14 protein-coding genes are annotated in these 14,291 nt (G+C 52.2%); 5 read left to right on the top strand and 9 right to left on the bottom strand.

All coding sequences use genetic code 11. The annotated features are described in order from the left end of the window. Positions 1–5: 5 nt before the first annotated feature. Complete coding sequence (gene folP / locus ABJM21_RS06705; protein WP_348302186.1) at positions 6–1,121, top strand: dihydropteroate synthase; 1,116 nt, start codon at positions 6–8, stop codon at positions 1,119–1,121. A gap of 55 nt (positions 1,122–1,176) precedes the next feature. Here the strand turns inward: folP and ABJM21_RS06700 are convergent, their stop codons facing one another. From ABJM21_RS06700 to ABJM21_RS06690, 3 genes are all read right to left on the bottom strand, one after another. Next, positions 1,177–1,629 carry a fasciclin domain-containing protein gene (locus ABJM21_RS06700; RefSeq protein WP_348302187.1) on the bottom strand — a complete coding sequence of 151 codons (453 nt, stop codon included), beginning with the start codon at positions 1,627–1,629 and terminating at the stop codon, positions 1,177–1,179. Positions 1,630–1,883: 254 nt separating this feature from the next. Then, the gene (locus ABJM21_RS06695) at positions 1,884–3,221 is read right to left on the bottom strand and encodes a dienelactone hydrolase family protein (RefSeq protein WP_348302189.1); all 1,338 of its coding nucleotides are present in this window, start codon (positions 3,219–3,221) and stop codon (positions 1,884–1,886) included. A gap of 89 nt (positions 3,222–3,310) precedes the next feature. Beyond that, positions 3,311–4,552 (bottom strand): threonine ammonia-lyase, encoded by a 1,242-nt coding sequence (locus tag ABJM21_RS06690; protein WP_348302191.1) that lies wholly within the window; start codon positions 4,550–4,552, stop codon positions 3,311–3,313. Between the two features lie 60 nt (positions 4,553–4,612). Between ABJM21_RS06690 and ABJM21_RS06685 the strand changes: the two genes are divergently transcribed. From ABJM21_RS06685 to ABJM21_RS06670, 4 genes are all read left to right on the top strand, one after another. Continuing rightward, positions 4,613–5,488: an NAD(P)-dependent oxidoreductase gene (locus tag ABJM21_RS06685; protein WP_348302192.1), complete on the top strand. Its 876-nt coding sequence runs from the start codon at positions 4,613–4,615 to the stop codon at positions 5,486–5,488. A 22-nt stretch (positions 5,489–5,510) separates the two neighbouring features. Then, positions 5,511–7,181 (top strand): amidohydrolase, encoded by a 1,671-nt coding sequence (locus ABJM21_RS06680; RefSeq protein WP_348302194.1) that lies wholly within the window; start codon positions 5,511–5,513, stop codon positions 7,179–7,181. 202 nt (positions 7,182–7,383) lie between these two features. Beyond that, positions 7,384–7,626: a hypothetical protein gene (locus ABJM21_RS06675; protein WP_348302196.1), complete on the top strand. Its 243-nt coding sequence runs from the start codon at positions 7,384–7,386 to the stop codon at positions 7,624–7,626. A gap of 195 nt (positions 7,627–7,821) precedes the next feature. After that, positions 7,822–8,580, top strand: a complete 759-nt coding sequence (locus tag ABJM21_RS06670) for an arginyltransferase (protein ID WP_348302197.1) — start codon at positions 7,822–7,824, stop codon at positions 8,578–8,580. 102 nt (positions 8,581–8,682) lie between these two features. Here the strand turns inward: ABJM21_RS06670 and ABJM21_RS06665 are convergent, their stop codons facing one another. The 6 genes from ABJM21_RS06665 to arfB form a co-directional block, all read right to left on the bottom strand. Continuing rightward, complete coding sequence (locus tag ABJM21_RS06665) at positions 8,683–10,041, bottom strand: RcnB family protein (RefSeq protein ID WP_348302198.1); 1,359 nt, start codon at positions 10,039–10,041, stop codon at positions 8,683–8,685. Positions 10,042–10,202: 161 nt separating this feature from the next. After that, on the bottom strand, positions 10,203–10,688 hold the full coding sequence (locus tag ABJM21_RS06660) for a GAF domain-containing protein (protein WP_348302199.1): 486 nt from the start codon (positions 10,686–10,688) through the stop codon (positions 10,203–10,205). 61 nt (positions 10,689–10,749) lie between these two features. Continuing rightward, positions 10,750–11,538 carry an alpha/beta hydrolase gene (locus tag ABJM21_RS06655; RefSeq protein WP_348302200.1) on the bottom strand — a complete coding sequence of 263 codons (789 nt, stop codon included), beginning with the start codon at positions 11,536–11,538 and terminating at the stop codon, positions 10,750–10,752. Next, positions 11,535–12,248: an alpha/beta hydrolase gene (locus tag ABJM21_RS06650; RefSeq protein ID WP_348302201.1), complete on the bottom strand. Its 714-nt coding sequence runs from the start codon at positions 12,246–12,248 to the stop codon at positions 11,535–11,537. Before ABJM21_RS06650 ends, ABJM21_RS06655 begins: the two co-directional genes overlap by 4 nt. A gap of 122 nt (positions 12,249–12,370) precedes the next feature. After that, positions 12,371–13,624 (bottom strand): DUF1996 domain-containing protein, encoded by a 1,254-nt coding sequence (locus ABJM21_RS06645; protein WP_348302202.1) that lies wholly within the window; start codon positions 13,622–13,624, stop codon positions 12,371–12,373. Positions 13,625–13,820: 196 nt separating this feature from the next. Further along, on the bottom strand, positions 13,821–14,222 hold the full coding sequence (gene arfB, locus ABJM21_RS06640; RefSeq protein WP_348302203.1) for an alternative ribosome rescue aminoacyl-tRNA hydrolase ArfB: 402 nt from the start codon (positions 14,220–14,222) through the stop codon (positions 13,821–13,823). Between the last annotated feature and the right edge of the window lie 69 nt (positions 14,223–14,291).

Below are 14,291 nucleotides of genomic sequence, written 5' to 3'. Positions count from 1 at the left end.
GTCTCATGGCGGATATTGGTTCGGATGCGAAAATCTACCTGAAACCCGTTGGGTTTCTCGATAGTCCGCAATATTTTGATGATCAAAATAAGCGTTTAAACAACAGCTTGCTATGGTTTTCTCAAGTTGAATATTCGATATTTGAGGAAGACAAAGCGCCGATCCGGAACCTGGTTCCGGTGGAGCTGTGGGACAAGATTGCCTCGCGATTGCCAGAGCCTCTGCAAGAGCGCGCTACAGCATTGTTTGCAAATCTGGCCAAGGCTCATGCACCGCTGCAATGCGGAGAGCGGGTGCTGCGCTTTGACCAGCCCCATGTGATGGGCATCCTCAACATGACGCCGGATAGTTTTTCCGATGGCGGTAAACATGATGGCGATCCACAAATAGCGGCAGATGCTGGTTTCGATATGGCGACCACAGGCGCATCGATCCTCGACATAGGTGGCGAGTCCACGCGGCCCGGTGCTGAAACCGTCTGGGAAGGCGACGAAATTAAGCGTGTTGTGCCGATCATCGAGAAACTCACTCAATGTGGCGCGGCGCTGTCCATCGACACGCGCAAGGCAGCGGTCATGGAAGCGGCGATTGCGGCAGGCGCGCATATTATCAATGATGTCTCAGCTCTACTGTACGACAAACGCTCACTGGAAGTCGCAGGCGTATCGGGCAGACCGGTGGTACTCATGCACGCCCCATCCAGCGGCAAGGACCCGCATAAGGGCGAGGGTTATGGAAATGTTGTCACCCACACGTTCGACTGGCTGGAACAGCGCATAGCCGATGTCGTGGAAGCCGGTTTTGAGCGCGAAAAGATCATCATCGATCCCGGCCTGGGCTTCGGCAAGTCGCTGTCCGACAATCTGGCCCTGATGAACAATATTGCCCTGTTCCACGCTCTTGGTCAGCCACTACTCATCGGCGCCAGCCGCAAACGGATGATCGGGGCGCTATCCAAGGAAGCGCCGGTGGACCAGCGTCTGGGCGGCTCCGTCGCCTTCGCGCACCATGCGATCCAGCACGGCGCACAGATCGTTCGGGTCCATGACGTTCCAGAAACCGTGCAGGCGGCGCAAGTTTGGCGCGGAATGCGCGATGCCGGGGTAACGGCGCGGGTTTAGTATTTTTCAGTGCGGCGATATCTGCAACGCGGAAATCGATCAAAATACCGGCCCATTACCAGCCCTCTGAGGCGTTTATATTCTCGTTGATCGCAACCGCATTAATCGGGATGATGACGCGGTTGGAGGATTTGATATCATTGCCGACTACGCTCGCATCCAACAGTTGAATGCCGGTGGCTGAGTGCATGGAGATCCATTTGCCCTGTACCGTAATCGCAACGGTCTCTTGCTCGACCGTCTTGGCTTCAATCGAACAGGTTGCGAGGCTTGTCGAAGAGATCAAGGTTGAGATAACATGGCGAGAAAGCAATGAAACAAGTCGGTCTTTGTACTGTTCCTGTGATAGACTGTCGATTTCACCGGCTGGTAGTTTTGTAAATGCTGCATCGGTGGGCGCCAATAATGTAAAGAGAGACTTTTCTTGCAAAACAATATCGAGACTGCTGGCTTTCAGCAGGGAATTTAAGATGTTGAACGATCCATCCGGCGCCCTGTGCTCTGTCATATGAGCGCGTTCTGGGTCCGGCGGATTCTTAAAAATTGTTCGGGATAAGATGGCCAGTGATTGATCCTGCGATTGGGGTGATCTCATAGCGTTCTATTGGTCTCCTAATTTTCGTATATTGAAAATTACGAGAGAAACCCGTTTGCGGATGCAAATTTTCTTTAATCGGGTGCTACAGAAGATCAAAGTGAATCAATTTTGTCTCAATAGCTCTTTGCGATCTATGAATCCTTTGGATGATCGCAACCATCCCGTTATGGCTTTTTCTCCATTCGTTTCATTTCCAGACCAACGGCCCAACGGCGCTGAAAACCTTTCCAATGATCCGATTGTTCGGCGTCAGCCATTTTCCCGTTCAGCTGCTCACCAAAGCCGATGGGCCAATTACTGTCATTGGAGTCTGCAGTTGGCACGTTCAGATAATCCGCCTTGGATGCATCACCTTTCAAGGTCATATCGAGAAAGGCCGTTACAAAATGTTGGTTGATGGCATTTAGCCGATCACTTCGCCAGACCGGCTCTTTCAGAAATTCTGCTGTTGTGAAATTACCGTCTGCTTCGAGATCAAAATCATTCCCAACAATATTATGCCGCGCTTCACGATAGACCAACATATAGCGATCCGATCCGGTCATATTCTCGAACAGCCACTTCACGCCCTCTTCATAATTGACCACATCATCCTGATTTCCAGCAATGACCAGAACCGGTTTATTGATCTTTCCAATACTATCTGCCGTCCATGCCCGGCTATCCGGTTGTCCGCCCCAGGGTGAAAATGTAACCAACGATTTGATCGGCAAGGGTTTCTCTAAGGCCTCTTCCATCACCGTTCTGGCGGTTGCGGGAATATTAGACATCGGATCATTTGCAAAATCATAGGGCGCACCCGCAGACGCAATGGCCCCATATCCACCCATGGAATAGCCGATCAGCCCCACATTTCCAGAATCAATTTGCGCTGCGTAAGTGTGTGATCCTGATTGTGCATCATCCAATATCTGGGTCAGAATTTGGCGTTGGTCGAGGGTTCTGTCCACAAGCACATTTCCAAAAGACAACAGGAATGACGTGACGCCATCTATAGGCATGTCCGCGTGATTGATCGAAGCGACGATATAGCCATGTGATGCAATTTGTTCTGCCAGATTGCTAAACTGCGTATCCCACCCACCAAAGCCGTGGGACATCAGGACGAGCGGATATTTCTGACCTGCAATGGCCTCAGCATCCGGCACTGCCACGCCCTGCGCGGAAATGGTTACCGGGTCTTTGCCCGGTGGCCGCATGACATGACTATATTGGGCTGTATCGCCATTTCCGGTTTTGGCAGGATACCAGAATCGAACCGACAGTTCCCGGTCCGTATCGGTCAAGTTCCCCGAAATCGCGCCCCAAGTTGTAATTTTGGTGCGATCTTCAAGTGCAAATTTTTTGACGCTTGTGCCGATGGCATATTCACCATGCCGCCCTAGTTCCGGTGCTTCACCCGTTTGTCCGGCATGGATGGTTGGCGAGGCAACATAAGCGGCTGCCCCAGCGCCGACCAGAGTGATTCCCAAAGCTATCGCTGCAATTTTTCTCTTTCTCAACGGGCATTCCTTCTAATTTTCAGGACCTCATAGCAAGAAAACAGGCCGGTGGTTTGGGTTACGGACGCTAGCGGACATGTGGGTGGCTGCTAATCCGCCAATTCCACCTGACGTACATCATAGCCGGCTTTATTCAGATCAGCGATCAATCCGTCCAGTTGCTCTTTGTCTTTTGCTTCGCACTCAATGTCGGTGATCAGGCCTTTGGCGGGCAGGTTGGTGAACACGCGCTGGTGATAGACTTCGATGATATTGACTTCATGCTCGGCAAATTGCTTCACGACATTATAGAGCGCACCGGGCTGATCGCGCAGATGCAGGCGCAGGCGGGCAAGGCGGCCGGAGCGGGCCAGATCGCGGAGCAGCACGTTGGCAAGCAGGCGCGTGTCGATATTACCGCCGCATAGGACGAGGCCGACTTTCTCACCGGCAAATTTTTCCTTATTGCCGAGCAGAGCGGCAAGGCCCGCAGCGCCAGCGCCCTCGACAACGGTTTTCTCTATCTGGAGTAGCAGGCTAACCGCGCCTTCCAGTTGCGCTTCGCCGACCAGCAGGATCTCATCGACGTATTTCTGGATGACAGCCGCTGTGAATTCCGATGGATTGCGCACGGCAATACCCTCGGCCAGCGTGTCGCCGCCAGCGGTCACGTCCTTGCCGTTTAACTTGCCGTACATGCTCGGATAAAGCGCTGCCTGTACGCCGGTCATCTTGATGTCAGGATTAATCGCACGAGCGGCCGTTGCCATGCCGGCAAATAGCCCGCCGCCGCCGATCGGGATGATCAGGCGGTTAAGATCAGGCACGGCTTCGAGCATCTCGATTGCCACGGTGCCCTGACCGGCAGCAACGCGCGGATCATCAAAGGCGTGGATATAAGTCAGGCCCCGTTGTGCAGCGAGTTCCATCGCATGCGAATAGGCTTCGTCATAATTGCCGCCCGCCATGACAATCTCTGCACCATGGCCACGCGTTTGTTCTACTTTGACCATGGGAGTGGTGGTCGGCATGACGATAGTCGCCGGGATGCTAAGGTTTCTGGCGTTATAAGCGAGCCCCTGTGCATGGTTCCCTGCCGAAGCCGCAATGACGCCAGCGGCGCGTTTGTCTTCGTCCATCAGGAGCAAGGCATTGAGCGCACCGCGTTCTTTATAAGCGGCGGTAAATTGCAAGTTTTCGAACTTCAGATAGACTTCCGCACCTGCCATCTCGGACAAGGTGATGCTTTTCAGCGTAGGTGTTTGCACGACCCGATCCCTTATGCGGGCATGGGCGGCTGTGACATCATCATAGTTGAACGTCGGGAGCGGTGCGGTGTTTTCTTCTGTCATAGTGCCAAGGCCCCTAACGCATCTGGTCAATCAGGGAAACAATGATTATGCGAGTAACCTATGGCAAAAATTGCATTTATCGGAATTGGCGTGATGGGCGGTCCCATGGCAGCGCATTTGACTCGTGCTGGACATGATCTGACAGTTTATAATCGTACCAAATCCAAAGCGGAGAAATGGGTCGCGGAGCATGGTGGAGCTTTTGCCCATAGCCCGGCCGAGGCGGCCAAAGATGCCCAGATTGTAATCAGCTGTGTCGGCAATGATGATGACCTGAGTTCGGTTACAATGGGCCGCGACGGTGCCTTTGGCGCGATGCAAAGTGGCAGCCTGTTCATAGATCATACAACGGTATCGGCACAGATTGCGCGGCAATTATCTGTCGAGGCGCAGGGGCGCGGCATCCATGTCGTGGATGCGCCAGTTTCTGGCGGACAGGCTGGAGCAGAAAATGGCAAACTGTCGATCATGTGCGGCGGCGGCAAAGAAGCTTTCGCAGCAGCAGAGATCATCATGAACGTCTATGCTGCGCGTATCGTGCATGTCGGCGGACCAGGAGCGGGGCAAACGACCAAGATGTGCAATCAAATAGCGATTGCCGGGGTTTTGGAGGGGCTGTCTGAAGCCTTGCGTTTTGCACAGGCGAGCAAGCTGGATCTCGACAAAGTATATGACGCGATCTCTGGTGGTGCGGCGCAAAGCTGGCAGATGGACAATCGTTGGGCCACGATGGCCAAAGATGAATTTGACTTTGGTTTTGCGGTCGACTGGATGCGTAAGGATCTCGGCCTGGCGCTGGAAGAAGCACGGACCAACGGATCGACCTTGCCAGTGGCGGCCTTAGTCGATCAATTTTATGCTGAGGTGCAGGTGGCCGGTGGTGGTCGGCATGATACCAGCTCGCTGGTGTCGCGATTGCCCAAAAGCAGGGCTTAAATTTGAGGTTTAGGGGATAGTAATGCGTATTTTTTCGATAGTGAAGGCCGGTACGGCTTTATGTGCAGGCGTTTTATTTGCGAGCTTACCAGCGCAGGCTGATAGCTTGATTGAAAATGTTAACGGCATGACCCTCAATGAAGAGGGCAAGGTCATACGTTTCGCCGCGATGGTGATTGACGATGACGGACGCGTAAAGGAATTGCTGGATCGCAAGGACAAGCGCCCAAAGGATCTTGATTTCCAATTTGATGGCAAGGGCAAAACCTTAATACCCGGCTTTGTTGATGCGCATGGCCATGTCATGGGATTGGGTTTCGCCGCGCTAACGCTCGACCTTTCGAGCACAAAGTCTCTCGCTGAAGCGCAGCAGGCACTGCGCGGATATGCTGAGAAATATCCCAATCGTCCGTGGATCATAGGGCGCGGATGGAATCAGGAGACATGGGGACTTGGCCGTTTCCCCACCGCCGCGGATATTGATGCGATTGTTCCAGGCCGTCCGGTCTTTCTGGAGCGTGTCGATGGGCATGCGGCCTGGGTTAATAGCGCTGGTATGAAAGCGGCTGGCATTACCGCCGCAACAAAAGCTCCATCCGGCGGTGCGATCGAGAAATCTGGCGGTAAGCCTACGGGTATTTTCGTTGATAAAGCGCAGAATCTATTTGCAAAGAGCATCCCGGCACCCCGGCCAATTGAAAATGATCTGGCGCTGATGAAAGCACAGGAAATATTACTATCCCAAGGTGTGACCACAATCGCCGACATGGGAACATCCATGCAGCATTGGCAGAGTTTCCGGCGGGCAGGAGATAAGGGGCAGCTAAAAGTTCGGATCATCTCTTATGCGGGTGAAATTGACAATATGATTGCTATCGGCGGGCCGGGGCCATCGCCTTGGCTTTACGAGGACCATCTCAAACTCGCGGGCGTAAAACTTTATATTGACGGGGCTCTGGGGTCGCGCGGTGCGTTGTTGAAGCAACCTTATGCCGACAAGCCGTCTGAGAAAGGTCTAGCATTGCTGACGTCGGCGCAGCTCAAAAATAAGATGAGCCGCGCGGCCATGGATGGTTTTCAGACCGCTGTTCATGCCATTGGCGATCAGGCGAATGAAGAATTATTGTCCGCCATTGAAGAATTACAATATACCTTCAAAGGTGACCGGCGTTGGCGGATAGAGCACGCGCAAATTGTTGATCCGGTTGATTTGCCCAGAATAGCCAAGACGGGAACGATTGCCTCGATGCAGCCTGTCCATCAAACTTCGGATCGGCTGATGGCAGAAGCGCGTTTGGGACCGGATCGTCTGGATGGTGCTTATGCTTGGCGCTCGATACTCGAATCGGGCGCAAAATTGGCCTTTGGTACCGATGTACCAGTCGAATCCTCTAACCCATTTCCTGGCCTGGCTGCTGCCATTACCCGAGAAGATGCAAATGGTCAGCCCTTTGGCGGTTGGCTGCCAGCCGAGAAGCTAACACGTGAACAGGCATGGCAAGCCTATACAGTTGATGCCGCTTATGCCGCTTTTGCGGAGGATAGAATTGGCAGTTTAACCAAGGGGAAACGCGCAGATTTCCTTATAATTAGCGACGATTTGATGTTAGCGACGCCGCAAGTGATCCGGAATATCACTGTCGAGCAGACTTGGGTTGGTGGACGGCCTGTTTATGTCACAGAAAAGCAATGATTATCAAAACACCGCGCTATTCAATTAGCTCATCTGTTTTTACGGTTTAATACTTGCCTTTGGCGCAATCCAAACGTAAGTAGAAATTGATAACGGATGCTAATAATAAAGAGTCGTGCAACGTTGTTATCCCTATCGGGGATGCAAACCGAGTTTTGGAATGCTTCCTTGATAAACGTAAATATTCTGATTGGAGTATATAATGAAGTTCACTAAATTGGCCGCTTCCGTAGCAGCCGTTTCCCTCATGACTGCCCCCGCAATGGCTCAGGCTGTTCAGAGCACAGCTCCAGTTGCAGAACGCATCGGCGCTACCGCTGATACCGAAGCACAGAAGCTTGAAGGTAGCACCGGCATCATCATCGGCGTTTTGGCTGCTGCAGCTGTGATCGCTGGCATCATCATCATTGCTGATGATGACGACGATGATCCAACAAGCCCCTGAGGCCTGACAAGATATTCTTAAAAAGCGGGGCGTTTTTCGTCCCGTTTTTTTTTATCCTTTTGATTCAGTTTCCGCAGCAAACCAGACTTTGGTGGTCGTGATTTTTACATCATGGTAAATTACCTTTTCATGTCGGATGACTGGAGGCATATTAGGGTTACTGATTCTTAAACAGATAACTTAAGGCTCTCATTTGTGACTGCACCGGTTCGCTTCCCCCGCTTTTTCGTAACAAACCCGAGTCCGTGCCCCTATCTGCCGGGTAAAAGCGAGCGGAAGGTTTTTACGGAGTTAAGCGGTCCGCATACCGATGAATTGAATGATGCCTTGGGTCGTATCGGATTTCGCCGTAGTCAAAATGTCGCTTACCGGCCCAGTTGTTTGGATTGTAAAGCCTGCGTTTCGGTCCGCGTGGTTGTGGATGAGTTCGCGCCCAATAGCACCCAACGCAAATTGCTCCGCCGCAATCAGGATCTCGTTGTGGAAGCTTGCGAACCGTGGGCAACCGAAGAGCAATTCTCTCTATTGCAAAAATATCTCTCTAAACGGCATCCCGGTGGCGGTATGACCGAGATGGATGAGATGGACTATTCCGACATGATCGAACAGTCACCGGTCAAAAGCTATGTCGTTGAGTATCGCGAACCTACCGTAGATGGTGTGAAAGGCCGTTTGGTCGGAGCCTGCTTGACCGATCAACAAGGTGACGGCTTGTCGATGATTTATAGTTTCTTTGATGCGGATCACCCCGACCGCGCTGGTCTTGGCAATTTCATTATCATGGATCATATTCTGCGTGCGCGCAAAGCGGGCTTGCCGTTTGTATATCTCGGCTATTGGGTCAACGGATCGAGCCGTATGGAGTATAAGGTCCGGTTCCAGCCGCTGGAACAGCTGGGGCCTGATGGATGGCGGCGTTTTGATCCAAAGGTTGATCTGAAAAAGTCCGTCTAATCAGACAGCTCCTTATTAAAACCTTTTGAGAGCATTATGTCTCAAACAAAAACCGCCGATCATCTCTGATCAGCGGTTTTTTTTAATTTCATCATTGGCCAATCAATCGCAATAGAGACAGCATTCTTGCTGGCAGCCTTTAACGGGTGCCGGAACGTGCCGCTTTGGTTTTGGCTTCCACACTCTTTTGGGAGCCGGTTTCCAGCGTTTCTTTGCTGGCTTGGCCTTGGTGTAGATAACTTCCTCATCGATATAGGTCGTTGTGGTTGTTGTAGTTACCGGCGCCGATTGGATAACAATCGTTGTAACCGTAGGTTGAGCCTGCTGATAATAATAAGCCGGATAATAATATCCACCCTGCCACCCGCTTGGGTAGCGTTGCTGCGTCCGGTATCGAGGTTGAGGCGCCCGTGAATATTGTTGCCGCTCCCGATAGTCCTGACCATATTTCTTCATTAGCTTCCGGCATCGATCGGTACCTTGATCAATAGCTGCGCCGGCCAATGCGCCAACGCCGCCGCCAATTAGGGATCCCCCAAGCCGGTTTCCGCGTCCGGCAATTCGGTTGCCAGCCAGTGCACCAATGGCACCGCCAACGACAGCTCCACCAATGCCACTACTTTTTTTGCAACGTTCCAGATAAGCCAATTCATCATCACGACCATCATAGCGCTCGGTGTAATAGCGAGGCGCATCATAGTCGGTACCAGCGCTTACCGGTCCTTCGATACTCCAATGCGGTCCGTCAGCATAGCTGGCGCCGACTTGTGACGCCTCGCCGTTCCCAATGAATGTACCGGAATATTGGCCTTCATAAGCCCTGCCTTCGGCATCGCGATATGTGCCCTGCCAGTCCCCTTGATAGCTGCCATCCTCTTGATAAGCACCGTTCCAATCGCCCTGATAGGTTGATGAACCACCATAGGCACCAGACGGTGTAGCGACAACCTGATCATCATTCATCAGGATGCTGGTGTCATAAGTTGCCTGACCGGCGCGATAGCCATCATTGTAGCCGTGATTATAGCGATCCCAGTTGAGGTCACTAACGCTGTCATAAACCACACCGCGGCGATCGGTTAGCACCGCATCATTATAATAACGTGACCAGCCATAGCCATGAGATGGCCGTCTGAGACCGTAATTGGCATAGTTGGAGATAAAGAAACTGGGCCGAATGAAGGTACGAGGCAAACGGAAACCACGATGCGGACGCTTATAGCCGCGTCGATCTCTCATACGTCCCATACGGACTTTGGCGCCATCGCGTAAATGCCGGCCGCCCAGCTGTGTGGCCATCTTTTTTGCGCCCTCCACGTCAGAGGCAAGCGCTGCCGGAGATGCGAAGGAGATGTCCACAGGTGTGGTGCTGTTGCTAGGCAACGATTCGATGGCTGCAGAAGCCGCTGCCGGCACCATGGCCATTGCACCAGCCAAGCCAGCAAATAAAAGGGTCTTCATGGTTAACAACTCCCTGTTCTGGACCACGCAATTGGCGCGCTCCACCGTATAATGGTTAACCAATAGTTACCATTTCTGCAGTTGTTTGGCCATTAGCAGCCTGTAAAATAGGGATGTTTTTGAAGACTGTCTCGAAATGGGGCAATATGGTTTATACGCTGTTAACCAAGGTTGTTAGAGACGGCTGCGATCAAATTTGTCATGCCGGTTTCGTCCTCTACCGAAAATCGGTCGGGCAGGGGGCTGTCGAGATCAAGCACAGCTATGACCTTGCCATCTTTGCAAACCGGTACGACAAGCTCGCTGCGACTGTCGGCATCGCAGGCGATATGACCGGGGAAACTATGGACGTCGGCGACTCTCTGCACCTGATTGGTGGCGGCTGCCGCTCCGCAAACACCTTTGCCCATCGCAATCCGGATACAGGCGCTTTTGCCCTGAAACGGACCGAGCACGAGTTCATCGCCCAATAGGCGGTAGAAACCGGCCCAATTGAGATCAGGTACATATTGCCAGATAAGGGCAGAGACATTGGCCATATTGGCGATGGCATCAGGCTCTCCGTCCGTCAGCGCGCGGGCGGCAGAGATCAAGTCCTGATATAATATGTCCGGTGACTGATCTTGAGAAATCGAGAAATCATGCATGGAAAATCCGCTATCAGCTTTTGGGAGGGGGGTTCAAGCCAATTCCCAAAGAAGAATAGGTTTAAGTATCTTTGCTTCGAATAGGTTCAAGCACTTTTGGTAGCGTTTTTTGGTTCAACCACGCGCGGACAGTCTCGGCAAAAAGCGCCGGGTCTTCGCCGCACCACCCATGCCCCATGCCCGGAACCCGCATGGAACGACAATTCTTCATGGCGCTTTGAAAGAAGGGCAGATCATCAAGGATCATGGGATGCTCTTTCGTACCTGCTAACAGTAAAGTCGGCGTTGCGATCTCCGAAATTTGCTTTCTCACATCAAACTCAACGGCCAGTTTTCCCACTTTGCGCATTGTTTTTGGAGTGGCGTTTGCCCGGCCTTCTGTATCGGATGCCAAACTATAGTCATCGAGCCCCATCATTTTGATCATCTTCTTGCGAAACCACCGAAACCTCATGAGTGGCGAAGAGAGGGTCGTTGCTAAAATCATCAACTTTGGATTAGGCATCGAACCCGCATGAACACCGCTAATCATCGCACGTTTTATAAGATCTGGATGCCGGATGAGCAGGTGTAAGCTTGCATATCCACCAAAGGAAAGGCCGATCAAATGTACTGGGCGATCTTCAAATAGCGTTCGGATCAGATCGGCGATATCGTCCGCTGCTTGCTCCAACGACGTAAGACAGCGATCGGCGCTTTTACCATGGCCTGGAAGATCCGGGATGATACTATGAAATTCCGGTAGCATGTCTGCGATGTCGAGCCACATCCGTCCGGTAAAACTGCCGCCGTGCAGAAAGACGATCGGTGGTCCGTCAGGATTGCCCCGTACTCTATGACGCAGTTTCATTTTTTGTCTCCCAAAAATTCAAGAACCGTGGAGTAAAACAGATCAGCATTTTCAATATGGATCATGTGCCCGCCCGGCATTGCCATTAACTGCGAATTGGGGATGCCTTGGAGTAACAAATTCGCCCCCTCATGGGTCGATTTGTTGCGTTCACCGATAATGATTAGTGTCGGGGCGTTGATGTCTGGAAAATGGCGACGGCTGTCATATTGCATGGCCGCGTCCAGACCAGCCTTAATGCCCTGTGCAGTCATTGATCCAATTTGGTCGCGAAGATGGTGCTTCACCTGCTCCGGTTCCGACAGGCCAGAAAGCCAGGCTAGCCGCTTCGGACTGATATGACTCATGATCGCTTTGGCAATCCGCGCTGTAAATATACTTATTGGCGACTGCAAAACCGTTGGTACTGCTTCAGCAAGCACCAAAGCGCGCACTTTTTCAGGATGACGGGTGGCCAGTTCCAAGGCGACCATGCCGCCGAGCGAATGGCCGACAAGAGCAAAGCGATTGGGCAAGAGCGGCTCTATGCTATCGGCATAGCGCTCTACCGTCGGGTTGGAAATGCACATGGATGTGCCGTGGCCGGGAAGGTCAGGCTTTATGCCGCCAATATCTGTCGGCCACGTGCTGCCAGAAAGGCCCGCACCGTGCAGCCAAACAATATCGTCGGCGTTTTGATTGCTGCTTTCGTCATCACCAGTGGTGACCATAGATTATCCGCTTTCGTCACTATGAACCCTGCTAGGATGTCCTTATGACGGTGCGGTTTCTATATGCATCAGCGGCTGGCAAGCCAAGTGGTATTTTATTCCACTCGACCCGTTTTCATAGCTTATGTCCGGACCGGCGGAGCAACCAGACGCGGATTGGCTTTGGTTGTATAGCCGTCAAAAAATTTCAGCTGTTCGCCGTTTCCAAGGTCACCACCGGAACAGTTGAGTAGTTTGTTGATGCAGTTCGCTGTCCACTTGTCCATGATCGTATCATCCCATGCACCAAACCAATCCGAGTGAAAGGTCGATCCCGGCGTATGAGGCATCATTCCGGCCATGCGATCTGACGAGAAATGCCATGTTTCAGTCATCGGATCCATATTCCCTGTGCGGTCCAGCGTATCGTCGGTTGTGTACCAAGCGCCTAAGGTAAATGTCGGAATAACATAGGGATGGGTATCAGGACATTTCGCATAGCCCCAGTTCCCGTAAGATGGTTGCGCCATATGAGAGCGATGGTCTGGGCTATCCAGATTGACACCATCCCAGCAAGGTGGTGCCGACAATAGCGCTCCCAATTGTGCTCCGGAAGGACAATTGACCGCTGCCTCGGGAATATTGGCATAGGTACCCGATTTTGCACCGTCACCTTGACAATTCAGGTGAAACTTCGAGCTTTTTGCTGGATCCTGCATATTATAGCCAAAGACATAGCGCAGCCCGCGGGGCAGGGCGATACATGCTTTCCCCATGCGTTGACATTCTGGATCATCGTCCGGGCGGCGCTTGTAATAGATGGAAACATAGTCGGGCATGACAACTTGGCCTTGGCCGTTCATCATTGACGGTATCCAATAAGCCGACCGGTTCAGCATGTTATTACAGGTGCTTTCGCCAGTGGTTCTCAAGGATTCATAAGTTGAGTTAGCATCCGCTTTGGTATTGCCGAAAAACGTATGCAGATGGGATTTTCCAGATTCACCAGGATAGACAATCGGATCGTCATAAGCATTGTGACTTGGCATGCAGAGAAAACGGAAAGCGCCCACTACGTCAGGAGCGGCGCTGACAGGCACATTGCCATGGCCCCAGGATGGCTGGAGATAGTCTGCAATATTAAAATTGCTGGGAATAGATGGCAAACCCTCCAGCGAGCCCGATGGGATTGGCGCAGGCGTAGGGGTTGGTGCTGGCGCTGGAGCTGGTGCAGGAGTTGGTGTCGGCGCCGGTGTCGGTGCGGGGGTTGGTGACGGCGTTGGGGTTGGTGCCGAGGTAGTAGAATTAGGCAACGTCACGCTGCTGTCGCTATTCCCACCCGAACCGGACTTACAGCCGGACAGGCTCACCAGAGCAATGGTAAGGACCAAAAACATGGGGTTTGGTTGCCGTGGGGCAAATATGCTTTTCGAATTTTTCATGATGGGGGTCATTACGCATGACCATTTAATCGGTGCTGTTGACCTATAGTTAACCGATATTAAGCATCAGATGTAACGCCCTGTAAATAGGCTGAATCTGAGAGCTTTGAGGTCGAACGGTAATCTGGAGCGTCGAGCGGTGGGGCGTCAATCAGTCCAAACTTGGCTTCCCGCGCATCTTCTTCACGCTGGATTTCCTCTTTTTGGAATCCACCCTGCGGGCTTTGGCTGCTCGGCTTGGACGAGTCTTTATACGATGGGCATCACGTTGATGCGATTCAACGAGCATGTCCTCAACCCGCTTGCGTGCTTCAGCGCGATTAGCTTCACGGGTGCGATGTTCGCGCACCGTGATAATCAATTCACCACCACTGGTCATTTTACGTCCGGCCAGTTCGCGTAATTTTCGAAACGCAAATGGGGGTAGGCCCAGAGCATATATATTAACGCGCATCTGTACAGCTGTCTCGACCTTGTTAACATTCTGGCCGCCGGGGCCAGATGCTGCGAGGAAGGTTTCGCTTATTGCGCTGTCAGGAATATCGAAGGCCATTGCCGGTTCTTAGTAGATTAGGAACGAGCGGCATAGAGCCTGTCCTGTTAAAGATATTAAACCAATCCT

It is taken from the genome of Parasphingorhabdus sp. (assembly GCF_039977335.1).
GTDB lineage: Bacteria > Pseudomonadota > Alphaproteobacteria > Sphingomonadales > Sphingomonadaceae > Parasphingorhabdus.
The sequence above is the reverse complement of the archived record's forward strand: the minus strand, read 5'-3'. Positions and strand labels throughout refer to the sequence as shown.

What these genes read in the sequence shown, in the direction of transcription:
- folP (WP_348302186.1), top strand. Translation starts at nt 6, where the DNA reads ATGGCGGATATTGGTTCGGATGCGAAAATCTACCTGAAACCCGTTGGG.
- ABJM21_RS06700 (WP_348302187.1), bottom strand. Translation starts at nt 1,629, where the DNA reads ATGACAGAGCACAGGGCGCCGGATGGATCGTTCAACATCTTAAATTCC.
- ABJM21_RS06690 (WP_348302191.1), bottom strand. Translation starts at nt 4,552, where the DNA reads ATGACAGAAGAAAACACCGCACCGCTCCCGACGTTCAACTATGATGAT.
- ABJM21_RS06685 (WP_348302192.1), top strand. Translation starts at nt 4,613, where the DNA reads ATGGCAAAAATTGCATTTATCGGAATTGGCGTGATGGGCGGTCCCATG.
- ABJM21_RS06680 (WP_348302194.1), top strand. Translation starts at nt 5,511, where the DNA reads ATGCGTATTTTTTCGATAGTGAAGGCCGGTACGGCTTTATGTGCAGGC.
- ABJM21_RS06675 (WP_348302196.1), top strand. Translation starts at nt 7,384, where the DNA reads ATGAAGTTCACTAAATTGGCCGCTTCCGTAGCAGCCGTTTCCCTCATG.
- ABJM21_RS06665 (WP_348302198.1), bottom strand. Translation starts at nt 10,041, where the DNA reads ATGAAGACCCTTTTATTTGCTGGCTTGGCTGGTGCAATGGCCATGGTG.
- ABJM21_RS06660 (WP_348302199.1), bottom strand. Translation starts at nt 10,688, where the DNA reads ATGCATGATTTCTCGATTTCTCAAGATCAGTCACCGGACATATTATAT.
- ABJM21_RS06655 (WP_348302200.1), bottom strand. Translation starts at nt 11,538, where the DNA reads ATGAAACTGCGTCATAGAGTACGGGGCAATCCTGACGGACCACCGATC.
- ABJM21_RS06650 (WP_348302201.1), bottom strand. Translation starts at nt 12,248, where the DNA reads ATGGTCACCACTGGTGATGACGAAAGCAGCAATCAAAACGCCGACGAT.
- ABJM21_RS06645 (WP_348302202.1), bottom strand. Translation starts at nt 13,624, where the DNA reads ATGTTTTTGGTCCTTACCATTGCTCTGGTGAGCCTGTCCGGCTGTAAG.
- arfB (WP_348302203.1), bottom strand. Translation starts at nt 14,222, where the DNA reads ATGGCCTTCGATATTCCTGACAGCGCAATAAGCGAAACCTTCCTCGCA.